Annotated in this window: 20 protein-coding genes; 16 read left to right on the forward strand and 4 right to left on the reverse strand. The window is 59.5% G+C overall.

Translation table 11 applies throughout. The features are described 5' to 3' along the window. Positions 1-118 precede the first annotated feature (118 nt). The 12 genes from ACILSR_RS08035 (at position 119) to ACILSR_RS08090 (ending at position 12770) form a co-directional block, all read left to right on the forward strand. Complete coding sequence (locus ACILSR_RS08035) at positions 119-820, forward strand: FadR/GntR family transcriptional regulator (RefSeq protein WP_395749227.1); 702 nt, start codon at positions 119-121, stop codon at positions 818-820. Continuing rightward, positions 817-3759: a DUF1553 domain-containing protein gene (locus ACILSR_RS08040; protein ID WP_395749228.1), complete on the forward strand. Its 2943-nt coding sequence runs from the start codon at positions 817-819 to the stop codon at positions 3757-3759. Before ACILSR_RS08035 ends, ACILSR_RS08040 begins: the two co-directional genes overlap by 4 nt. Before the next feature lie 2 nt (positions 3760-3761). Then, positions 3762-5216, forward strand: a complete 1455-nt coding sequence (locus tag ACILSR_RS08045) for a DUF1501 domain-containing protein (protein ID WP_395749229.1) — start codon at positions 3762-3764, stop codon at positions 5214-5216. A gap of 116 nt (positions 5217-5332) precedes the next feature. Then, positions 5333-5524, forward strand: a complete 192-nt coding sequence (locus ACILSR_RS08050; RefSeq protein ID WP_395749230.1) for a hypothetical protein — start codon at positions 5333-5335, stop codon at positions 5522-5524. A gap of 24 nt (positions 5525-5548) precedes the next feature. Beyond that, the gene (locus ACILSR_RS08055; protein WP_395749231.1) at positions 5549-6529 is read left to right on the forward strand and encodes a C-terminal binding protein; all 981 of its coding nucleotides are present in this window, start codon (positions 5549-5551) and stop codon (positions 6527-6529) included. A 2-nt stretch (positions 6530-6531) separates the two neighbouring features. Further along, a complete protein-coding gene (locus ACILSR_RS08060; protein WP_395749232.1) occupies positions 6532-7236 on the forward strand; it encodes an SGNH/GDSL hydrolase family protein in 705 nt (234 codons plus the stop codon). Between the two features lie 63 nt (positions 7237-7299). Then, positions 7300-8058, forward strand: a complete 759-nt coding sequence (locus ACILSR_RS08065; RefSeq protein ID WP_395749233.1) for a hypothetical protein — start codon at positions 7300-7302, stop codon at positions 8056-8058. Positions 8059-8083: 25 nt separating this feature from the next. Beyond that, positions 8084-8683, forward strand: coding sequence for a hypothetical protein (locus tag ACILSR_RS08070; protein ID WP_395749234.1), 600 nt, complete (start codon positions 8084-8086; stop codon positions 8681-8683). Further along, the gene (locus ACILSR_RS08075; RefSeq protein WP_395749235.1) at positions 8680-9291 is read left to right on the forward strand and encodes a family 16 glycoside hydrolase; all 612 of its coding nucleotides are present in this window, start codon (positions 8680-8682) and stop codon (positions 9289-9291) included. Before ACILSR_RS08070 ends, ACILSR_RS08075 begins: the two co-directional genes overlap by 4 nt. A gap of 90 nt (positions 9292-9381) precedes the next feature. Then, the gene (locus ACILSR_RS08080) at positions 9382-10899 is read left to right on the forward strand and encodes a glucan biosynthesis protein (RefSeq protein WP_395749236.1); all 1518 of its coding nucleotides are present in this window, start codon (positions 9382-9384) and stop codon (positions 10897-10899) included. Next, the gene (rsgA, locus tag ACILSR_RS08085; RefSeq protein WP_395749237.1) at positions 10887-12011 is read left to right on the forward strand and encodes a ribosome small subunit-dependent GTPase A; all 1125 of its coding nucleotides are present in this window, start codon (positions 10887-10889) and stop codon (positions 12009-12011) included. Before ACILSR_RS08080 ends, rsgA begins: the two co-directional genes overlap by 13 nt. A 12-nt stretch (positions 12012-12023) precedes the next feature. Continuing rightward, complete coding sequence (locus tag ACILSR_RS08090; protein WP_395749238.1) at positions 12024-12770, forward strand: pseudouridine synthase; 747 nt, start codon at positions 12024-12026, stop codon at positions 12768-12770. Between the two features lie 4 nt (positions 12771-12774). On the opposite strand, the gene rtcR is transcribed toward ACILSR_RS08090, so the two are convergent. Next, positions 12775-14370: an RNA repair transcriptional activator RtcR gene (gene rtcR / locus ACILSR_RS08095; RefSeq protein WP_395749239.1), complete on the reverse strand. Its 1596-nt coding sequence runs from the start codon at positions 14368-14370 to the stop codon at positions 12775-12777. 196 nt (positions 14371-14566) lie between these two features. Here rtcR and ACILSR_RS08100 point away from each other — a divergent pair, with 196 nt between their 5' ends. The 4 genes from ACILSR_RS08100 to rtcA all read left to right on the forward strand — a co-directional run bounded on the left by ACILSR_RS08100 (position 14567) and on the right by rtcA (position 19606). Next, entirely contained in the window at positions 14567-16135 is a 1569-nt protein-coding gene (locus ACILSR_RS08100) for a TROVE domain-containing protein (RefSeq protein WP_395749240.1), read from the forward strand. A 544-nt stretch (positions 16136-16679) separates the two neighbouring features. After that, entirely contained in the window at positions 16680-18167 is a 1488-nt protein-coding gene (locus ACILSR_RS08105; protein ID WP_395749241.1) for an RtcB family protein, read from the forward strand. Positions 18168-18194: 27 nt separating this feature from the next. Then, the gene (locus ACILSR_RS08110; RefSeq protein ID WP_395749242.1) at positions 18195-18584 is read left to right on the forward strand and encodes a hypothetical protein; all 390 of its coding nucleotides are present in this window, start codon (positions 18195-18197) and stop codon (positions 18582-18584) included. After that, entirely contained in the window at positions 18581-19606 is a 1026-nt protein-coding gene (gene rtcA / locus ACILSR_RS08115) for an RNA 3'-terminal phosphate cyclase (protein WP_395749243.1), read from the forward strand. Before ACILSR_RS08110 ends, rtcA begins: the two co-directional genes overlap by 4 nt. Positions 19607-19621: 15 nt before the next feature. Here rtcA and ACILSR_RS08120 read toward each other — a convergent pair whose 3' ends face one another. From ACILSR_RS08120 to ACILSR_RS08130, 3 genes are all read right to left on the reverse strand, one after another. After that, positions 19622-20698 (reverse strand): dipeptidase, encoded by a 1077-nt coding sequence (locus ACILSR_RS08120; RefSeq protein WP_395749244.1) that lies wholly within the window; start codon positions 20696-20698, stop codon positions 19622-19624. A gap of 117 nt (positions 20699-20815) precedes the next feature. Next, positions 20816-21499 (reverse strand): response regulator transcription factor, encoded by a 684-nt coding sequence (locus ACILSR_RS08125; protein WP_395749245.1) that lies wholly within the window; start codon positions 21497-21499, stop codon positions 20816-20818. Next, positions 21496-23166 carry a sensor histidine kinase gene (locus ACILSR_RS08130; protein WP_395749246.1) on the reverse strand — a complete coding sequence of 557 codons (1671 nt, stop codon included), beginning with the start codon at positions 23164-23166 and terminating at the stop codon, positions 21496-21498. Before ACILSR_RS08130 ends, ACILSR_RS08125 begins: the two co-directional genes overlap by 4 nt. Positions 23167-23230 lie beyond the last annotated feature (64 nt).

Consider the following 23230-nt stretch of genomic DNA (forward strand, 5'->3'; position numbering starts at 1 on the left):
GCAGGTGCTCAAGCTGCAAGTGCCGCGAACATGAGAATGGCATGCGCACAGCCTATAAAAGTTGGCGGGAAAGAAAAGGGCGAATGCCTCGTAATTGGTATGACCTCCTACCAATTGCATGACCATTGCCCCGCTCAAAACCTCCCTGTCGCTCGTCGAACAGGTCTGCTCACGCCTGGCGCGCCAGCTGCGCGACGAAGCGGACTCCGGCGATGGCAGGCTGCCGCCGGAACGTCTCATGGCCGAGCGCCTCGGCGTCAGCCGCACCGTCCTGCGCGAGGCGACCAAGCGTCTTGAGCTCCAGGGGTTGCTGGAAATCCGCCATGGCAGCGGCATTCGTGCGGTGAACCGGCTGCATAAGCCGCTAAGCGGCTCTCTTTCGATTCTGCTTCCCGAGATGCAGGAGCGCCTGCGCCAGCTGAGCGAGGCGCGCGCTGCCATCGAGCCTGAGATCGCCCGGCAGGCCGCGCTGAAGGCCAAAGCGGCGGATGTGAAGCAGCTGCGCGCCATTCATGAGCGTTTGATCGCGGCTGAGGCGCATGATGAGGCCGTGGAGGCGGACATCGACTTTCACCGCACGCTGGCCCGGATCGCGGGGAATGAAATTCTGAAGCTCATGCTCGAATCGCTCGCCGATCTCGGGCGCGAGAGCCGGCGTGTGACGATTGGCAATGTCGGAAGGCAGCGTGCGATCGACCACCACGCTGCCGTCCTCAGTGCGGTGGCGGCGCACGATCCCAATGCCGCCGCCAGGGCGATGAAGCACCACATGGATGAAGCTGCGCGCGATCTCGCAGTCAAAGCGAAAGGCAAACGATGAAACTGACGCATTGCATCTTCATCCCCCTCTTTGCTGCACGGGTGCTGGCAGTCGATTTTGACCGGGACGTCCGCCCGCTGCTGCAGCAGCACTGCGTGGAGTGCCATGGCGAAAAAAAGCAGAAGGGCGAGCTGCGCCTCGATGCCAAAGTCTTCGCCTTCAAAGGCGGGCATGACGGCATGGCCATCGTGGCGGGAGACGTGGGCAAGAGTCTGCTGCTTCAGCGCATCAGCTCCACCGATGACGAGGAACGCATGCCGCCCAAAGGGAAGCCTTTGTCGGCAATGCAGATTGCGCTGGTGAAGGAATGGATCGCCGCCGGAGCCGTGTGGCCAGAGAATGCCGCGGACAAGGCCGCCGCTGTGGACAAACGGCTCCAGCACTGGTCTGTGCAGCCGGTGCGCGCGGTGAAGGGCGCCACCATTGATTCGCTGGTGAGTGCGAAGCTCACGGAAAAAAATCTCACGATGTCTCCGCCTGCGGATCGCCGTACACTCATTCGCCGCCTGAGCTTTGATTTGCTAGGGCTGCCGCCGTCGCCAGAGCGGGTGGAGCAGTTCGTCCGAGATGCCGACCCCAAGGCCTATGAAAAACTGGTGGATGAACTTCTGCGCTCCAGCCACTACGGCGAGCGCTGGGCGCGCCACTGGCTGGACATCGCCCACTATGCGGACACCCACGGCTTTGAGCGTGATCAGCTCCGGCCCAACGCATGGCGTTACCGAGACTACGTCATCGGAGCGCTCAATGCCGACAAGCCCTACGACCAGTTCATTCGCGAGCAGATTGCGGGAGATGTGATCGCGCCGCAGGATCCTCAGGCTGTTATCGCCACCGGCTTTCTCGCCGCCGGGCCGTGGGATTATGTAGGCCATGTGGAAACAAAGAGCGACATGCTCAAGCGCGCCGCACGTGCAGGAGATCTGGATGACATGGTCACGCAGGTGATTACCTCGACCATGGGCATCACCATCAACTGCGCGCGCTGCCATGACCACAAGCTCGATCCCGTGAAGCAGGAGGAGTACTACCGCCTGTGGGCCGTGTTTGCCGGGGTTAAGCGCGGAGACCGTGAAGTGGATGAAGCGGAGGCAAAGCGCAACGCTGGTGAGAAAACACGTCTCACCCAGGAGCTTGCGGTCACGCGTGCTCACATTGCCAAACTCGCAGGGGATGGCATAGACCTAGCGAGCATGGTGGGTGCCGGCGTCAAAGGGTGTGGCATCGATCTGCGCACCGGAAATCTGACGACCGCCAAGCTCGGCTATCATCGCGACATTCAGACGAACCGCCTTCAGCGCATCGAGTGGCCTGCGGAGGTGAAGGATACGGATCGCTACGTTTTGTCGGTCTTTGTTCCCGATGGCCGGAACCCGGTGCCGGTGTTTGCCAAGCAGGAGGTCACCGGACTTCCCGCCACCAGCGGCCACACCTGGGATGTGATTCGCAACGGTCCGCTCAATGCGCAGCGCAGCACCAAGATCGGCGGTGTGGATTACGCGGAGAAAGATCATTCCATTCTCGGCCTTCATGCCAACAGCGGAATCACCTTTGACCTGGCAAAGATCCGTGAGAGCAGCGGCCTCGGCATCATGCATTTCACTGCGGCGCTCGGCTTTGGCGCGGACGCAGGCGCCGCGGCCTCACGCGCTGACTTCACGGTGTATGTGGATGCCGAGCGCAAGTTTCAGAAGCTCAAGATGCGCAAGGATGAATTCACCCACCTCGATATCGCCATTCCCGCCGGCGCTAAAACCCTAAGTCTCATCGCCACGGATGGCGGCGATGGCATCGGCAGCGACCTGCTGTTTCTTGGCGATGCGCGGCTTGTGCCCGAGGTGGAGCATAGCAGGCTCACCGACGCTGAGCGGGAGCAGCTGAAGCAACTGCGCGCCCAAGCCGTGAAGCTGGATGTCGCGCTCAAAGCGCTGCCGGATCCTGCCAAAGTCTATGCCGTCATCAGTGATGCCAAGCCGCCCGCCATCCAGGTGCAGAGGCGTGGCAATCCGGAGGACTTGCAGCAGCAGGAGGTGCAGCCCGGCGCTTTCGCCTGGGCGAAGCACGCCGGTGTGGACTTTGGCACCAACGCAACACCCGAAGGCCTGCGCCGCCGCATGCTGGCGGAGTGGATCACGCACCCTGATAATCCGCTCACCAGTCGAGTGCTCGTGAACCGTTTGTGGCATCATCATTTCGGACAGGGACTCGTCACCACTCCCAGTGACTTTGGCCTCGGTGGTGACCGGCCATCCCACCCTGAACTCCTCGACTGGCTGGCCGACGAACTCCTGAATAGCGGCTGGTCTTTAAAGCACATGCACAAGCTCATCGTCATGAGCGCGGTGTACCAGCAGCAGTCCACCACACAGAACGACACCGCCCTTAGTCTCGATGCGCAGAACCGCCTGCTCTGGCGGCAGAACCCGCGACGTCTGGATGCCGAGTCCGTGCACGATGCGGTGCTGAGCATCGCAGGCACTTTGAATCCCAAGATGGGTGGACCTGGGTTTCGCGACTTCAATTTCACCGAGGCCTACGCGCCGGTGTACGAGTATGTCACGCCCGACAAGCCCGAGCTTCTGCGGCGGAGCATCTACCGCTACGTGGTGCGCACCACGCCGCATCAGTTTATGTCCACGCTGGATTGTCCAGATCCCGCCAATCTCACCCCGGCCCGTGCGCAGACGACCACCGCTTTGCAGGCGCTCACGCTGAGCAACAACGAGTTCATGCTGAGGCAGGCGGGAAGTTTGGTGACGCGGATTGAAAATGAAACGGACTCCCGCGAAGCCGCCATCCGCCGCGCGTTTCTGCTCTCTCTGCAGAGAGAACCCAAACCGGAAGAGCTTCATGCGGCCAGCCACCTCGTCGCGGAGCAAAACCTCTTCGCGCTGTGCCGCATGCTGCTGAACACGAACGAGTTTGTTTACATCGACTAGACATGAACTCCGCCTTTCCCTGCCATAAGCAAAAACGTTCCGTCTCGCGCCGCGATTTCCTCTGGGAGCTCGGCGGCGGCCTTGGAGGTGTCGCGCTTTCAGCCATGCTGAATGACGCGCAGGGCGCGACGAATCCGCTCGCGTCCAAACGTCCGCCTTTGCCTGCCAAGGCGCGCGCGGTCATTCAGATCTTCTGCCCTGGTGGTCTCAGCCATGTGGATTCGTGGGACTATAAACCGGAACTGACCAAGCGCAGCGGCAAGCCCTTTGATCCCGATGGCAAGATGCAGTTTTTCGCATCGAAGCCAGGCAACTGCCAGGGCAGCTACTGGCCCTTCCGGCAGCATGGGCAGTGCGGGCGCTGGATCAGCGATCTTTTTCCGCAGCTCGCGAACTGTGTGGATGACATGGCTTTCATCCATTCCATGCAGAGCAAGAGCGCGCTGCATGGACCGGCGATGTTCATGGCCAACACGGGGTTTATCCTGCCCGGCTTCCCGAGCATGGGGGCGTGGGTGACCTATGGCCTCGGCAGCGAGAGTGAGAATCTGCCAGCGTTTGTGGTGCTGCCAGATCCGCGCGGCCTGCCGCCCGGGGGCGTGATCAACTGGGGTGCGGGCTTTCTTCCCGCCGTTCATCAAGGCACAACCTTGCAGACGGATGCCGAAAAGCCGCCCATCGCCGATCTTTTTCCACCCAAAAGTTTCGCACAACTGCGCGGCGACACCGAGCAGACCAGCCGCGACTTTTTGCAGACGCTCAACCGCGCCCACGCCGCCGAGCGTGAGGGCAACACGGAACTCGAAGCCCGCATTTCCGCGTACGAACTCGCAGCGCGCCTGCAGCTCAGCGCGCCCGAGGTGACGGACCTGCGCGGGGAGACATCTGCCACCAAGCAGCTTTACCAGCTCGAACATGAAGACATCGGCCCCTTTGGCCGGCAGTGTCTCCTGGCGCGTCGTCTGGTGGAGCGTGGCGTGCGGTTTGTGCAGATCTACTGCGGTGCGGAAAACACCAACGCGAAGAAAATCCGCCCCAATTGGGACAGCCATGAGGACCTCGTGCGCGACCACGGCTACTGGGGGCCGGTGCTCGATACCGGCGCTGCTGCGCTGCTGCGCGATCTCAAATCTCGTGGCATGCTGGACAGCACCCTCGTCATTTGCACCAGCGAGTTTGGCCGGCAACCAGCGGCGCAGGGGAAGGGGAGAGATCATAACCCGGGTGCCTTCACTGCGTGGATGGCCGGCGGTGGCATCCAAGGTGGCAGCGCCTACGGCAGCACCGACGATCTCGGTTCAAAGGCGGCGGAGAATCCCGCCTACTGCTACGATCTTCACGCCACCGCGCTGCACCTGCTGGGTCTCGACCATGAGAAGCTGAGCTTCTACAACAACGGCATCCAGCGCCGACTCACGGATGTGCACGGGCATGTCATCCGGGACATCATCGCATAAGCGCGGCTTTTTTCTGGAAGACATCGCGGCGCTCCTCAGTTTGTCATCATCCTTGAATGAAGTTGAGACATCTCCACCTGCTCCTGGCCGCGCTGCTCGTGTTTTCCGCACCTGCCATGGCGCTGGTGGTTGATTCACTCAGCGCCCTGGGCAAAGCCTTCGCCGGCGCTGATTTCGCCAAGGTGCCGCACGATGTCTTTGGTGATTCAAGAAACGGCCGCCTCGAGATTGGTGCCGAGACGTTCTGCTTGGAAGCATCCGTGTGCGGACTTCTGACCGCAGATCAAGTCGGGCCGGATGTACCCTGAAATTCCCACTCCATCCTACTTTTCATGTCCCAACCTCACATAGCCATCATTGACTGGACCACCTCTCCGCAGGGTGATCCTGAATCCACCATCGAGCGCCGGATCATTGGCGGTGCAGCACGTGTCACGCGCACGCTATGCGAAACAGATGCGGATCTGACCGACGAAGTCTGCACTGCCAATGCCATCATCATCTGGCACAACATGCCCCTTACGGCCAAGGGCATCGCAAGACTGCAAAACTGCCGTGCCATTATCCGCAACGGCGTGGGCTTCGACAGCGTGGATGTGGCTGCCGCCCGGGAGCGTGGCATCTCCGTGTGCAACGTTCCGGACTACGGCACCGAAGAAGTCGCCGACCACGCCATCGCACTCGCCATGGCGCTGTGCCGTCAGATCTTGCCGCTGGATGCCGAGGCGAAACAGCTTGGGTGGAACATCCGCGTCAACCCCAATCTCCGCCGTCTCAGCACGCTCACTTTCGGCATCGTTGGCCTTGGACGTATCGGCACGGCCACGGCGCTTCGCGCCAAAGCTCTCGGCTATCGCGTCATTTTTTACGATCCCTATCTGCCAAACGGAGCCGACAAGGCCGTCGGCATCACTCGCGTGAGAACGCTTGATGCGCTTCTCGCGCAGACAGATGTTCTCTCGCTCCATTGCCCATTGAACAGCGAGACACGCCATCTCATCGCAGAGCGAGAGCTGAGCCTGCTCAAACCCTCTGCCTTTGTCGTCAATACCGCGCGTGGGGGTGTTATCAAGAAGACCGCCATTCTCGCGGCACTCTACGAAAATCGCATAGCCGGTGCCGGCCTTGATGTCATCGAGGACGAGCCCCTCCGTACCGAGGAAGAAGCTGCCACGCCCAACCTTATTGCCACCTGCCACGCCGCGTTTTGCAGCGTGGAAAGCAAGATCGAGATGCGAAGCACCTCCGCCCGAATCGCCCTCGCCGCTGTGAGCGGCGAACTTCTGGAAAATGTCGTCAATGGAGTCGCTTGATCATGCACCTGAAATTCACATTCGCATTTTTTGCCGCTGCTCTGCTTGGCCCGCTGCATGCAGTCGAGCCCATCACTGCCTTCACGCCAAGCACTCGGATTTTATTCCAAGGTGACTCCATCACCGATGGAAATCGCGGGCGCAGCGCCGACCCCAATCACATACTGGGACATGGCTACGCTTTCATCATAGCCGCCAGATTTGGCGCTGATTTTCCAGAGCTGAAGCTCGACTTTATGAATCGCGGCATCAGCGGCAACACGGCGCCCGATCTGCAGAAACGATGGCAGAAAGACACCCTGGATCTGAAGCCTGACATCCTGAGCATCCTCATTGGAGTGAATGACGCAGGCCACAATCTTCCGGTCGAAGAATACGAGCCTGCTTATGAAAAATTAATCGCCGAAGCCAAGGCGGCCAATCCGCAGCTCAAACTTGTGCTTTGCGAGCCTTTCACTCTGCCCGTCGGCAAACGCAAGGATGGCTATGAATCGTGGTTTGCCGGCATCAGGCAACGGCAGGAAATCGTTGCGAGGCTCGCGAAAAAGCATGGCGCGGCGCTGGTGCAGTATCAGCGCGTGTTTGATGAAGCTGCAAAGCGTGCTCCGGCCGATTATTGGATCTGGGACGGAGTGCATCCAACCTACCGCGGTCACCAGTTGATGGCCGATGAATGGGAGCGCGTGGTGCGCGAATTTTGGAAGTGAGTCTTTGTGCCAGATTCCACCCATCCATGCCAAGCTTTGCTCCATTGATTTTTCGCACGCTCCATGAAACACCTTCTTCATCTCATTCCGCTCCTGCTTCTCAGTTCAACATCATTCGCAGACACACGCGATGACGCCACCTGGCTGCGCGAGAAAGGGCAGCTCATCTTCCACGACACCTTCGAGCGCGAGGAAACCGGCAACGGTTTGAAGGCCATCGGCAATGGCTGGGAAAGCGCCACCGCAGATCGTATTCCCAAGATCAAGCAGGCGGATCTCAATGAAGGCATCTTGAAAATCGCCAGTGCCACCAAAGAAGCCGGGCATGCGGCGCACATCCATCACGATGCGGGATTCACTGATGGTGGCGCCGTCATTCGGTTCAAATTTCCTGGCCTCAGCAAGGGCGAATCTCTGCAGCTCGGCTACGTCGATCGTGAGCTCAAAGGCGTCCACGCGGGGCATCTGTGCTACGGCATCGTCAGCCAGAGCGGCATAACGCTGATAGACCACAAGACCGGGGTCATGAATCTCGAAATCCGCAAACAGCGCGAAGAGGCTGCAGCCAAAAAAGCAAAGATCCCCGCGGATCTAGAGGTGCTGCTCAAGACCAAGCAGGTCACCGCGCCCTACAAGCCTGATACCGAATGGCACGAACTCGTCCTCGTCACCGAAGGCGATGAACTGCGCCTCAGCATCGATGGCAAAATTCTCGCCCGCCACCGCTCCGAAGGCTTCGCACACCCGATGAAACGTTGGTTCAGCTTTCTCGTGCCCAGCACTGTCTGGATCGACGACGTCAAAATTTGGAAAATCAAATGACCCAATCTTGAAACAATCTTCTCTCATGAAACCGCTCCACATCCTCACGACCCTCCTTGCCCTGGCCGTCTCAGCACTCGCCGAAGATGCCAAACCTTTGCTGCATGACCACACACTGCCGCTGCTGGCTGCGCCCGATTTTAAAGGTCCGCTCGATTCCAGCTTCAGCATCGCCAAAGGGAAATGGACGCCTGAAGGCGGAGTTCTGAGCGTGCTGGACCTGCCTGAGCAGAAGCACATTCCGGTGCTGCATCATCAAGTGGGGCTAGCCAACGCCACGATCGAGGTGGAATTTCTGATCGAAGGCCCCGGCACTTTTTTGGTCGGCTGCGACTCCACCAAGCACATCGGCCGCGTGGTCGTCACAGCCACTCAGCTGAGCATCGCTGAAGACACGGGGAAGCCTTCGAAGACCATTGCCAAGCTGCCCGTGGAGGCAAAGCCCAACGAGTGGCACAAGCTCCGCGTCGAGTGGCAGGGCGATCAGATGGCCGCGAATCTGGACGGCAAGGAACTGCGCGCCCAGCATGCCTACTTTGCCACGCCCAAAAATCGAAGCTGGCTTGCCGCCGGAAAATCCGTGAAAGTGCGAAATCTTAAGATCAGTGGCGAGGCGAAGCCATGAAGCGCATCCTTCTCCTTCTTCTGCTGTTGTGCAGTCTTGCCAGTGACCTCCGCGCTGCCGAGCCGAAGGTGCTGCTCGAAGAATCCTTTAACACTGAGCTTTCCAAAGACTGGTTCTGGGGCCTCGGCACTTGGAGGGCAAAGGATGGCGTTCTGCGCGGATTTGAGTCCGGCCCGCGCCGCCATGGCCCGGTGAAAATGCGCCGCTTTCCCATGAAGGATCCCAGTCTTGAATGCGACTTCCGCCTTGAAGGAAAGGCGACTTTTGCCGGCATCATCTTCAACGGCTCGCAGGAGCGCGGGCACATCGTCCACCTCGTCATGGCCAGGGATGCGGTGCGCATTCTAGCACATCCGAAGGTGGGAGAACATGCGGACCTCCTCAAGCAGCCAAACGTGCTTGCAACAGGCGAGTGGCACCACGTGAAGATCGAATTCAAAGGCCCAACGATCACCGCAACGATCGACGGCAAGACCGTCACTGCGAGACATCCCTGCATCGGCGAAGAGAAGCAGACCTTCGGCTTGGGAGGCGATTCTGGTGGTCCTGAAGGTGAAAAGGCGGGGGCGCTGGAGTTTCGAGGCCTGAAAATTAGCGCGCCGCCCTGAGCGGCCATGGCCGCGGGCGCTTGGGGGGAGGCCCCTGCTACACCGGTTGACTGGCACCCTCTGTGCTGCATCCTTGCGCACCCCTCCCGCATGAAATTCTTCCTCCCGTTTGCTGCTCTGGTCATTTCCACCTCTTCGAGCCTCGCTCAAGTCGCCTTGGAATCGGTCAAGGGCTTTGCTGATCTCGAAAAAGTGGCCGCCAATCTGGCTCTGCAACCCTACCAGGCACCGACTCAGCAGCTCGATCCGTTTTTCGAAGGATTGAAATACGACGGTCACCGCCAGATCCGCTTCCTGCGAGACAAGGCGCTTTTTGCCGAGCAGGGGGACACCTACCGCATTGAGTTTTTCCACCCGGGCTGGATGTTTAAGAAGCCGGTCGTCTTTTACAACATCAAGGAGCCCCAGACTGTTGAAGTCCCTTTTGACCGCGGTCATTTCGAATACGGCGATCTCAAGGTGCCGGCGGATGCCAAAAATCCCGTGGGCTACGCCGGCTTTCGCGTGCTGGCACCGGACTCCCTGGTTCAGCGCCCCTTTGAATTCATGGTGTTCATGGGTGCCAGCTATTACCGCGCCGTGACCACGCAGCTCGGCTACGGAATCTCGGCCCGCGGCGTCGCGGTGAACACCATTGGCGGAGAGCCGGAGGAGTTCCCTGATTTCACGCATTTCTGGTTCCAGCAGCCCAAGGTGGGAGACAAGTCCTTCAAGCTGCTCGCATTGCTCAATGGGCCGAGCATCACCGGCGCTTACGAATTTGAGTGTGCGCCGGGAGTCAGCACCGAAATGAAAATCAAAGCCACTCTTCATCTTCGCAAGCAGGTGAAGATGCTCGGCATCGCTCCGTTTTCGAGCATGTTTTGGTTCGGTGAGAATTCACACCCCAAGCCCTATGATTTCCGCCCTGAGGTGCATGATTCGGACGGCCTACAGGTCGAAATTGTGGACGGTCCCTCCATCTGGCGTCCGCTGGATGTCAGCCGAGACATGCGCCTGAGCATTTTTGAAACGGACAAGCTCAAGGGTTTCGGTCTCGCGGAGCGCGACCGTGATTTCAACAACTTTCAGGATCTCGAGGCCAACTACCACCGACGCCCCGCGGTGTGGGTGGAGCCTGTAAGCGGATTTGGCAAAGGCGCTGTCACTCTGGTGGAGCTCTCCAGCGGTGAAGAAACTTGGGACAACATTGTGGCCATGTGGAAGCCAGAGCATCTGCCCGGGAAACCTGAAGAGCCGCTGAAGGTGGAGTACAAGCTCAACTGGCTTGATCAGCATTACCCCGGTGCACTCTGCCGCGTCATCAGTTCACGTCGCGGATTTGTCATGGACTCCGATGATCATCTCTATGTGATCGACTTTGGCAAAGGCCTGGAAAATGGCGCTGACAAGCCCAAGGACTGGGTGCCCGACATCGATGTGGTGCTCAGCGCAGGCGAGGGCAAGGTGCTGGACAAGCGCGTGATGCGCAACAGCGAGACCGGCGGCTGGCGCGCCTTCTTCAAGCTGGACATCCCCGAGACCACGAACCTGCTGGAGATCATGATGGAGCTAAAGGACAAGGAAAAAGTCATCTCTGAACGCTGGATGTACCAATGGCGTCGCTAAGCCTCATCGATCTCGGCTGGAATGACTTCTTCGCGAAGCACTTTGAGCCGTATCATGCCCAGGGCTGGAAACCCGCGCGCCTGATCCGTGACAACAAGATCAGCTACGGCGCGCTGCTTGAAGATGGCTCGAAAGGCTTTGATGAATTCGAGGTCATCCTGAGCGGGAAGGTGTATCACGATGCGGAAACGGACGCCGACCTGCCCGCCGTGGGAGACTGGGTGGCGCTGGAAGTCGGCGGCGAGAAGGGCGACAACATAATCCGCGCCCGACTGCCGCGGCAGACCTGCTTTTCACGCAAAGCCTCCGGCTTCAGCGCGGAGGAGCAGGTGATCGCTGCGAATGTGAATGCGGTCATTGTGGTAACCGATGCGGGACCGGACTACAGCCTGCGCCGCATGGAGCGTTACTTCACCCTCATCGCCCGCAGCGGCGCGAAGGCCGTCGTGCTGGTGAACAAGGCCGACCTTTATCCCGACAAACAAAATCAGGAGGCGGCGGCGGAGATCCGCGCGCTGAATGCGGATGCTGATGTATACGTGACCAGCGTGAAGAAACGCAAAGGGCTAAAGGTTCTCAAAGAGTACTTCAAGCGCGGCCAAAGCGTGGCCATCATCGGCTCCAGCGGTGTCGGCAAGTCCGCACTGGTAAATCTGCTCCTGGGCGAGGACTGGCAGTGGGTGGACGAGGTGAATGAGATCACCGGCAAAGGCCGTCACACCACCACAGCGCGCGAGCTGCTGGTGCTCGACAAAGGCGGCATCATCATTGACAACCCTGGCATCAAAGAGGTGCAGATGTGGACGAATGAAACCACCCTGCGCGAGCGCTTTGCCGACATTGACGAACTCGCGCGTCAGTGCAAATACGGTGACTGCAAGCACGGCACTGACGCCGGCTGCGCCATTCGTGGTGCCGTGGAGGCCGGCACGCTGGATGCCGAGCGCTACGAGGGCTACCTGAAGCTGGAGGACGAGATCGCCAAGCTGCGCAAGCAGCGCAAAAAACGCCAGATGACCGTGGAACGCCGCAACAAACGCGACCACAAGATCAAGGCGAGGAATCGTGTCGATCGCGAGGATATTGAGCGCGATTTAAAACCGCGCATGTAGTAGTCTGCCGCCATGCCTCCCCAGCCACCTCCTACGCGCACCGGTCTCGCCCGCGCCATGTCAAAGCTCGGCTTCTGCTCGCGCAGCCGTGCCACCGAACTCATTCGCATGGGGAAGGTGAAGGTGAACCTCGTCGTGCGGAAAAATCCCGAGTTTCCCGTTATACTCAAAAAAGACGTCATCATCATGGATGACGTCAGCATCAATCAGGCACCACGCATCTACGTCATGCTGAACAAGCCCCGCGGCCTTGTGACGAGTGCGTCGGACGAACTGGGGCGCGAGACCGTGTACTCCTGTTTCGAGAATTCCAGGCTGCCCCACCTCTCTCCCGTTGGCCGTCTCGACAAAGCCAGTGAAGGCATGCTGCTCTTCACCAATGACAATGTCTGGGCGGATGCCATCACCAATCCTGACACGCATCTCGACAAAACCTATCACGTGCAGATCAGCGGCACGGTGGATGAGAAGCGCATGGCGCAGATCAGGGAAGGGGTTCTGGACGAGGAGGTGGGAGATCACCTCTCCGCCAAATCCGTCAAAATTCTTCGCACGGGCGAAAAAAACGTCTGGCTGGAAGTGGTGCTGGACGAGGGAAGGAACCGGCATATCCGCCGTCTTCTCGAAGCCTTTAACATTGAGGTTCTTCGCCTGGTGCGCGTCAAGATCGGCATGCTTGTGCTGGGCAATCTCCCCAAAGGCCAATGGCGCGAACTGACGAAGTACGAAGTGCTAAAATCAAAGGAGCCGCAGGTGTAGCCGGTCATTGAGTCACCTGAGCCCAGCTCAATTTGAAGCGCGCCAGGTATTTTTTGAGCCTGTCAGCATCATTCATCTTCGCCCGCTTCGTGCGCGAAACCGCGAACAGCCGCCTGCCTGCATCGGATAGCGTCTTGCTGTCCCGGCACACTCGCAAAACATACTCGAGCTGCGCCAGGTCAAAGGGATCAATCTCCGCCCTTTGCTCTGCCGTAAGCTGTGTGCTTTCCGCTGGCGTCCTTGAATCCCTCCAGCCTTCCATCAAGCGTTCCACCTCCGCCTCCACGCATTCCACTGTAATCCTCCCCTTGGGGGCCAGCGTCGCCATGCGTGTCACCGCCGCGTTCAGATCACGGAAATTGGCGCTCCACTTTGCGTCGGGGCTGCGCGCGAATTTCAGGAAGGACTCTCGCGCCTCCTTGTTCATGCGCACTTGGCGGCGCTGCGTTTTGGCATAGCGCTCCAGCTCGAAATCCAGATTCGCCGCGATGTCTTCCCGCCTCTCGGCCAGGCTCGGAAGCGTGAAGGTCCACAGATTGATTCGCGCGAGCAAATCCTCACGGAATTTGCCCGCGGCCACCTGCGCCCGCAGATCACGATTTGTCCCTGCGATGAGTTGGAAATCGCTCTGCACCGCTTTGTCGGCGCCCATGGGTAGGAAGGTTTTGTCCTCCAGCGCCCGCAGCAGCATCGCCTGTTCATCGAGGCCGAGTTCGCCGATTTCATCCAGGAAGATGAGGCCTTTGTCGGCTTCCTTGAGCAGACCAGGACGATCTGATTGGGCGCCAGTGAATGAGCCGCGTTTGTGGCCAAACAGTGCCGACATCGCGTGGTCTCCACGCAGCGTCGCACAGTTCACCTCCACAAATTTACCGCTGAGTCCCGCACGTAAACGGCGCAGGTCATAGATGCGGCTTGTCAGCATCGACTTGCCCGCGCCGGTCGGCCCCATGATGAGCATGGGCGCCTTGGAATTTACCGCCACCAGTTCGATCTGCTCAATGAGCTTGTTGAAGCTCTTGCTCTTCGTGGCGATGCCGCTCTTCAAGAAATCCAGCGTGCGCTCCTGCTCCTGAGCAAAGCGGGTGGAAAGCCTGTCATACTTGGAGAGATCGAGGTCGATGATCTCGTAACGCCCTGCCGAACTCGCATCACGCCCACCTTCGCGTGAGGGTGAAGTTTGCAGCAACCGCGCAGGGATGAAGTTCGCCTCGTTCAGCAGGAACCAGCAGATCTGCGCCACGTGTGTGCCTGTGGTGAGATGAATCAAATAATCCGTCTTCTCCGGATCAAAGCTGTAGGCGTGAACGAAGTCATAGAGCCGCTCATACACCTCCTGAAAGTCCCAGGGGTCCTTGAGCGCAAATTCGTTCAGCACCACCTCGGTCTCCGGCGAAACCTTGTGGATGTCTGCCTTCACCTGCTGCGCCAGATCCGCGAACTTCGGTTCCACCAGCAGTTCTAGACGTGAAATCAGCAGATCCTCGTGCTGACACATCGCCACTGTGGGCCGCCATTTGGACCAGCGATCCGGCCCAGAAGCACGGTCCAGCGTCGTGCCAAGGAATCCAAAGGTGGTGGCGGGTTTAGTTGAGCGCATCGCGGATAAAAAATTATCCAAAGGGATAATAAAGATACAAGTAGAAGCTGAGGAAGATCGAACGATAAAAAACTCGAAAACCTTTCTTTCCCTTGATCTACAAGGCACGCAGCGTCATCCGGACCTCGCTTTTCAGCACTTGGCACGGCGCTAGCAATAAGGATTGGCACACGAAACAACCAACCTGATCGACACCATGGCTAGCAAAACTCTCTTCTCCACTCTGCGCGGCATCCTTGCTCCAAAGGCCGACAGCTTCAATGAAGCCGGTGGCCTCGCTTACAAGCTCTCGCCACGCCACGCTCTGGCCCAGTATGCGGCCACGGGTTGCCTGAACAGCACCTACTACGCCACGGCGGAAGATCAGCTCCAGCAGGTGCTGAAGCTGTGCGAGAAGGTGCCTACGGACTTCATCGCACGCACCGCGCTGCACTGCCGCCAGAAAGGGTTCATGAAGGACGTGCCGGCCCTGCTCTGCGCCGTGCTGGCCGCCCGTGATGCCGAACGTCTGGAACTGATCTTTGATCGCGTGATCGATGATGCCAAGATGCTGCGCAACTTTGTGCAGATCCTCCGCTCCGGTGTGACGGGTCGCAAGTCACTCGGCTCTCTGCCAAAGCGCCTTGTGCGTCGTTGGTTCGAGACTCACTCTGACGAGGCCATCTTCCGTGCGGATGTGGGGCAGTCGCCGTCGTTGGCGGACATCGTGAAAATGGTGCACCCGCATCCTGCCACGAAAAGCCGCGAGGCGCTGTATGGCTACCTCATCGGGCGCAAGCATGATGCCTCGGCGCTGCCACGCATCGTGCGCGAGTTTGAGTCTTGGAAAGCCGAGCCGCAGGGAAATCCTCCGGACGTGCCGTTTCAGATGCTCACTGCGCTGCCTTTGACCGCAGACCACTGGCAGGCCATCGCCCGTCGTGCCCCATGGCAGATGACGCGCATGAACCTGAACACCTTTGCCCGACACGGCGTGTTCTCCGTCAAGGAGATCACCCGTCTTGTGGCCAGCCGTCTGCGCCACGAGGAGCAGGTGCGCCGCTCCAAGGTGTTCCCCTATCAGCTCATGGCCGCTTATCAAAACGTCGGCGCGGACGTGCCGCATGAAGTGAAGGAGGCGCTGCAGGATGCGATGGAGATCTCGGTTTCCAATGTGCCTGTGGTGTCCGGGAAGGTAATCGTGGCTCCGGATGTGTCCGGCTCCATGCACTCCGCTGTGACCGGTGTTCGCAAGGGCGCCACCAGCAAAGTGCGCTGCATCGACGTGGCCGCCCTGGTAGCCGCCGCTTTCCTGCGCCAGAACCGTGATGCCGAGGTGCTGCCTTTTGAGAACAATGTCGTTCGTGTATCCCTGAATCCCCGTGATTCTGTGATGACGAACGCCCAGAAGCTCGCGTCCCTGCCTTGCGGCGGGACGAACTGCAGCGCCATGCTCATCGATCTCAATGCCCGCAAGGTGCAGGCAGATCTGGTGATTTTCGTCTCTGACAACGAGTCGTGGATGGACACTCCTTATCATGGTCACTTCGGTGGTTCCGCCACCCGCACGATGAGCGAGTGGCAGAAGTTCAAGCAGCGCAATCCGAAAGCCCGTCTCGTGTGCCTGGACATCCAGCCTTACGCGACCACCCAGGCCCAGGAGCGCGCGGACATCCTTAATATCGGTGGTTTCTCCGATTCAGTCTTCAGTGTGATTGCCGCCTTTGCCCGTGGCGAACTCAACGGAGAGCACTGGGTCGGCGAGATCGAAAAAACACCTCTCTAAACAACCCACCCTTTGGAGCCTGGTGAATGCTGGAGCGGACTACATTTTCACGGTAACGTCTCTCCAATTCTTGTCACCAGGCTCCTTTCCCAACCCTTTTCAAAATGATGGCGAATGCCAGAGGAACTACATTGGGACCAATCGGCCGCAGGTTCGAGTCCTACCTGACATGCGCGAGCATGGCAGTAGCTCAGTCGGTAGAGCAATTGGATGCGTTTCTCACACCCTTGTCGCCATCACCTTTTTAAACTCATCGCATCAATCCTGGCGAATGCCGGAGCGGACTACATCGTAACCAGCGGGTGCAAATCCCGCCCCGCAGCAATGCGGAGAAGTCTCTCCATCCTTGTCGCCACTTTTTTTGACAAACCAAATTACCTCAAAGGGTGACGAATGCCCGATGGAACTACATGCATCACATAACGCCTCAGGCCGGGGGTTCGAATCCCTCCGGTCCCACCTTACGGGACCGTAGCTCAGTGGTAGAGCAGAGAAAAACGTTTCATCAAATCCTTGTCGTCACCGCCACTTTCCAAACACAACCATGACATCTCCATTCCACATCACCAACGAAGCCGAAGCCTTCCTGCCTGCGCGTAACAACGCGGGAAAACCGATCACTGTGATCGGGACGGAGGCCATCCGTTCCGGCTTCGACCAGACCTGCATCGATCAGGCGCTGAACTCGCGCTCCGCTCCAGGCGTGACGGATCTCGTGCTCAATCCGGACGCGCACGCCGGTTACGGTGCGCCGGTTGGGTGCGTGATGGTTTCTCCAACGCACATCTATCCGGGCCCGGTGGGTGTGGATATCAAGTGCTCCATGTCGCTTCTGCAGATGAACATTCCTGCCGATGCGATCGTGGACAAATCCATCCGCCGTCGGCTCATAGATGCCATCGTGGAACGTACGCCTACGGGTGCCGGCCGCGGTCAGCGCGAGGCCAAGAAATCGCGTCGCGTGTCCGAAGCTCTCGGTGTGCAGGTGTGCGCCGAAGGTGCGAGCAAGAGCGTGTGTGAAGCACTCGGCATCCCGCCGGAGTGGGCGCTGCGCTGCGAAGACAGTGAGCATTTCGGCCACGACGGAACCGTCTCCGCTTTGCATGAGCGCCTGGACAAGATGCGTGCCTTCAATGGCTTCCCATCCTTTGAAAACAAGATGACCCAGCTCGGCTCCTACGGGGGTGGAAACCACTTCGGTGAGTGCGAGGTGGTGCAGCTTGCCGATGATCCGGCGATGCGTCAGACGGCCGAAGTTTTCGGCCTGCAGGACAACCATGTCGCTTTCCTCAGCCACTGCGGATCCCGCGGGTTTGGGAACATCCTGGCGCAGCGCCAGTTCAAGGCGTTGGAAGGTTTCTTCCGCACCTGGGGTCTGTCCTTCCCAGCCGAAGACAAGCAGCTCGTGTATGCACCGCTCGGTACGCCTGAGGCGGACGCCTATCTCGATGACATGGCGCTCGGGGCGAACTTCGCCACCGTGAACCACATGCTCATCAATGCGCTCGTGCTTGAAGCCTTCCAGGAAGTCCTTCCTGGGGCGAAAGGCCAGCTCGTGTACTTCATCAGTCACAACATCGCCCGTCAGGAGGTGGTGGACAATCAGCTCTCCTGGGTGCACCGCAAAGGCGCCACGCGCGCCTTCCCAGGTGGCCATCACTCGCTCAAAGATACGCCGTTTGCCGCAACCGGTCACCCGATCTTGCTGCCAGGAAATCCGCGCGATGGCTCGGTGGTGATGGTGGCGAAGCCCGATGCTGTGAAAAGCTGCTACAGCGTAAACCACGGCGCCGGCCGCTGCATGGGCCGCAAGGCCGCTGCGCGCACGCTCGATCAAAAGAGCGTGGACGCCGACTTCGACACCCACGACATCCTCTTCAACTCCCGCCAGTACCCGATCGACGAAGCTCCAAACGCTTACAAGGACTTCAAAGAAGTCCTCCGCAGCGTCGAGTCCGCCGGTCTGGCCCAGCAGGTGTGCAAACTGAAAGCCCGCTTCGTCATCAAAGACGCGGCGGAGGCGGATGATTGAGAGAATGAGCCGGAACCCCGAAAATGTGTGAACAGTCAAGAAACAGAGCCCCTTTCAACATGGGTGGAAGTCGATGAGGACCACGATTCAGGAAGCATGATGCTGTTTGGAGATCGGAGCGGCCTCATGGCCCTTCGCGATGCCATTGATATGGCTATTGCTGAGGGCGAGGCTCCCGTGGCTGCCGAGTGCATCGAATTCAGCGGAGTGCGTCGTGTCGATGCACTCCGCACACCCGAACCTCAGTCCTTTCAATCGAAATTGGCGGGAGCCGGTTGTCTGATTTCGATCGCCATCGGGTTCTTGATTTTTCTGCTCGGACTCTGGCAATTGAAATCTCTCATTCAGTGCTTCCTAAGCGGTTCAACGGAAGTCACTGCTATCTCATTTTCGCCGATCCCAGCCCAACTAACATGAAATCCACCCCCATCCTCCAAATCTCCGGCGAGTCCGGCGGCGGGCAGCTTCTGCGTTCCTCGCTCTCCCTTTCTCTGGCCACCGGCCAGCCGTTTCGAATGACAAACATTCGCGGCAAGCGGGAGAAGCCGGGGCTCATGCGCCAGCACCTCACCTGCGTGAATGCCGCGGCGGAGGTATGCGATGCCTGCGTCGATGGCGCGGAGCTGGGTTCCTTGGAACTCGTCTTCCGCCCAGGGAAAGTCGTGGGCGGGGATTACTCCTTTGCCATCGGCTCAGGTGGCAGCACCACGCTGGTGCTGCAGACCTTGCTGCCCGCGCTGCTGCATGCGGAGAAGTCCAGCACGGTGCGCATCGAAGGCGGCACGCACAACCCCATGGCTCCGCCCTTTGATTTCATCGAGCATTGCTACCTGCCTGTGATTCAAACCATGGGCGTGAAGGCCTCTGCCGCGCTGGAGCGCCATGGCTTCATGCAGGCAGGCGGCGGCGTGATCTCGGCAGAAATTCATCCCGTCAAAAAATGGAAGAAGCTCAAGCTCATTGAGCGCGGCGATTCTGTGGGAACTTTTGGCCGAGTCCTCCATGCGCATCTGCATCGCGACATCGCGGAACGTGAGATCGCCACGGCCTCCCATCTACTGGAATGGGCCGCCGATCAGATCGAACTGCGCTATGCCACTGATAGCGCCGGTCCTGGCAATACCATCCTGCTCGGCGCGCGGTTTGCCAATGTGTGCGAGATCAGCACCGGCATCGCCCAAATGGGCAAGTCGGCTGAAGCCGTGGCCACAGGCGCGGCGAAAGGCCTGCGCTCCTATCTGGCCTCTTCCGCACCCGTGGGGGTGCATCTGGCGGATCAGCTTCTACTTCCGATGGCTCTGGCCGGCAGCGGTGTTTTTCACACGCTGGCGCTCAGCAATCACATCCGCACCAACATGGCGCTGATTGAGCAATTTATTCCCGTGAAGTTCACGGTGGAGGAGTTGGAGGCCGGCGTGAAGAAAATTCAGTGTGGCTAAGCGCGCCGCACCGCATCACTCCGCCCATGCTTCACGCAGCAGGCGCAGGTAGTTTCCGCTCATGATGTTGGCGATGTCCTCGTCCTTATAGCCGCGCTTTTGCAGCATGGCAGGAATGCGCGCGAGATCCGCGATGGTGTCAAGATCCTCCGGCGTTTGCTCAATGCCATAGCCACCATCGAGATCCGTGCCGATCCCGCTGTGCAACGCGTTGCCAGCAATCTGACAGACGTGGTCGATATGGTCGCAGATCACCTCCAGCTTCAGCCCCATTTCCTTCGGCGTCGTTTTGCCGCGCACCCAGCCCGGGACCATCATCCACGCATCCAGAGCAGCGCCGATGACACCACCGCGTGAGATGAGCGCCTTGATCTGGTCATCGTCAAACTGGCGTGGATCTGGCACCAGCGCCCGGCAGTTGCTGTGGCTGGCCCACACCCTGCCTTGATGGATTTCCAGCGCCTGCCAGAAGCACTCGTCGCTGAGGTGCGTCACATCCAAAATCATGCCCAGACGGTCCATTTCCTGGATCAATTCTTTGCCACCGGAGGGCAGGGGACCCACCTTGTCATGGCCGAGCGCATAGCGGCACACGCCGTAGTGAGCAGGCCCCATGGCACGCAGCCCCTGCTCCCAAGCCTTTTCCAGATGGCCGACCGTGCGAATGGAATCTGCACCTTCGAGGCTGAGGATGTAGCCGATGGCCTTCTTCTCATCAGGAATGGACGCATCATTCCACAGCGCCACCATCTCATCCAGTTCACGCACGTTTCTGATTTGTCGCATCTCTCCAAGTTCCTCCATGGCCCGATACCATGAGAGCTGCCCCTGCGTCTCCGCCCAGGCCTGCTCCGGAGACATCCACCCCGCGATCGGTGACGGTCCCGGCATGCACCCCGCAAGTTGCGTGGCCACGCAAATGCCCACCCGGCCACGCCGCATGTCAGGAAAGGTCGTCGTGCCACCGGCGCGTCCTTTCCCCGTCATGCCTGCTTCCCGGCGGCGGATCTCATGCGCAGACAGGCGCAGGTCGCGATTGAATCCGCCTAGGGCGTTGAGGCTGAGGTCGAGATGGGCATCGAAGGTAAGCATGAGAAAGAATGACGGATGAGAGAGCCGAGTGATATCAAGACAAACGACCGCCGCCAGCCCGAAGGGCGGGCGAGGCGAATCGATCGAAGCGTCATTCTACGCAGCCTAACGCACTTCTCATTCAAACCGATAGCCTGCGCCGTGCACCGTGCGGATGATGCGTGGCTGAGCCGGGTCTTTTTCGATGCGTTTGCGCAGCTGCGAGATGTGCTGGTCCAGCGCGCGGCTTTCCGGGAAGTAGTCCACACCCCAGACCTCGTCCGCCAGCGTGTTGCGGTCGATCACCTTGCCCCGGCGGTCATACAGGAGCCGCAGCACCTTCACGTCACGCGGGCTGAGCGCCAGCTCCACCTTGTCGCGGTAGGCACGCAGCTCTGTCGGCACGATGCGCAGATCGTCCATGGTAAAGTCATCATCCGTCCTGCCGCCGCCACGCGAGGCTGTGCGGCGCAGGATGGCCCGGATCCGGGCGATGATCTCCTTCACGCCGAAGGGCTTCGTCATGTAGTCATCCGCACCCAGTTCCAGTCCGAGCACGGTGTCAATTTCCTCCGCCTTCGCGGTCAGAAAGAGAATGGGTACCTTTTCATCCTGGCGGCGGATTTGTTTGCACACTTCGTAGCCGTTGAGGCCGGGCATCATCACATCCAGACAGACGAAATCCGGATTTTCCGCGCGGAAAAAGTCCACCGCCTGCAGCCCGTCGCTGGCAGGGATGACTACGTAGCCTTCCATGGTGAGCACTTCACGCAGGGCATCGCGTGTGTGGTCGTCGTCTTCGGCGATGAGTATTTTGGTCATGACTGGTTGGGGAGGGTGAGGATGAATCGTGCGCCTTCGCGGTAATTGGGGCAGACCGTGAGCGAGCCGCGGTGCAATTGTGCCAGTTCGCGGGAGATGGTCAATCCTATGCCGGTGCCGCTCACACCTTCGGCCAGGTCGGAGCGAAGCCGTTCAAACGGCTCAAACACCGTGCGCCGTTTGCCGGAGGGGATGCCCGGGCCACGGTCCTCCACAATGATCCGCGTGTTGCGCTCGTCATGCTCTGTGCGGATGCCGATCCACTTTCCGGCATTGGCATACTTGTCCACGTTTGAAATCAGATTGCCCAGGATCTGCTCGATGGCATCCGGGTCCGCCTCGATGCTTTCCGGCCCGTTCAGCACTGTCACGATCTCAAAGCCCTTGTTTTCCAGCAGCGGCTTCCAGAACTCCACAATGCGCGAGACTGTTTGGTCCAGCGCCAGCGGCTTTGTTTGGATCGTCAGTTTGTCCCGCTGCTGGCGCGCGTAGTTCAGCACGTTTTGGATCAGACGGTCCAGACGGCACGTCTCCGCCTCCACCACTCCCAGCTGCCTCTTTGCGATGCTGTCTCCCTGCGACTCCGCGCGGTGCGCCGCCATCTCAGCATACAGGCGTATGTTCGTCAGCGGTGTCTTCAGCTCATGCGAGATCTGGTTCACAAACGTCACGCGCTGCTGCGCCACCCGGATCTCGCTCGCGCTCTCATGGAAATACAGCCAGCCCACCACAAAGACGAGTACAATGCCGGAGCTCACCCCCAGCAGGATGGGAAACAGGTACGGCTTGGGAAACTCCTCATTCGCCGGTGTGTAGGCCATCTCCCATTGGGAAAGTGGTTCCGAGCAGGCTCGGTGCGCCGCTGGCGCCCCTTCGGAGCCGGGCAGTCTTTTGCCCCATTCGTGCAAAGGGATGCCCTTCACCGTCGTCAGCATCATCCTTCCGGGCGGAATGGCCATTCCTGGCTGCGGCAGGCGCTGAAACAGCGAATTCATGAGCATCTTCGGGTTCATCAGCGCGCAGCTCAGGCTGCCGTCAGCAAAGCGGTGCCAGTACATGAAGACGGAATCCCCCACATGCCACCCGCTCCACATCATCGGCTCCCCAGATTCCACTGGCCGGTCGTCGATGTGGTAGCCAAACATCTTCAGGTAGGTCATCCATGAAGACGCACGCTGCTGCGCCGCGGAGATGCCGGTGGCATATGCCCGCTGAAAAGGCGGCCCGCCATCCTCCAGCGCTGAGACAAACTGCGGCATGCTGTCCGGATTGCGCGTGGACTCCAGAATGGCCTGAATGCGCTCCTCGGCTTTGAAAATTGGCCCCGGCTGGTAGCCAGCCTTGCCCTCAAAGGTTTCGATCGCCTGGCTTTCTCCAGCCACCGACCACGTTTGCGCGACCCAAGGGTGCGTGGCCAGCCGCTGAGACATCAGCCGCGCTGAGCCGATGCTCTGCGCACCCCACGCATCCAGCCTGTCCGTCAGCTGCCGCATGTCATGCAGCAGGTGCTGGTCTGCCGAGCTAAGACGCTCAGCTAGAATGGCTTGCATGGAGGCATCCGTGCGCTTTTCCGCATCACGGATCAGGTACGTCCCCAGCCAGGCCAGCAGGGCCAGTGGCAAAATCACCAGAATGATGAACAGGATCGTGGAGCGGCGTTGAAGCATGCAGGAGGCGGATAATTTAGCCTCATGCTTTATTTGGTCATCTAAAATTTATAAAAACCATAAA

This window comes from Prosthecobacter sp., from assembly GCF_044222565.1.
Classification (GTDB): Bacteria; Verrucomicrobiota; Verrucomicrobiia; order Verrucomicrobiales; family Verrucomicrobiaceae; genus Prosthecobacter.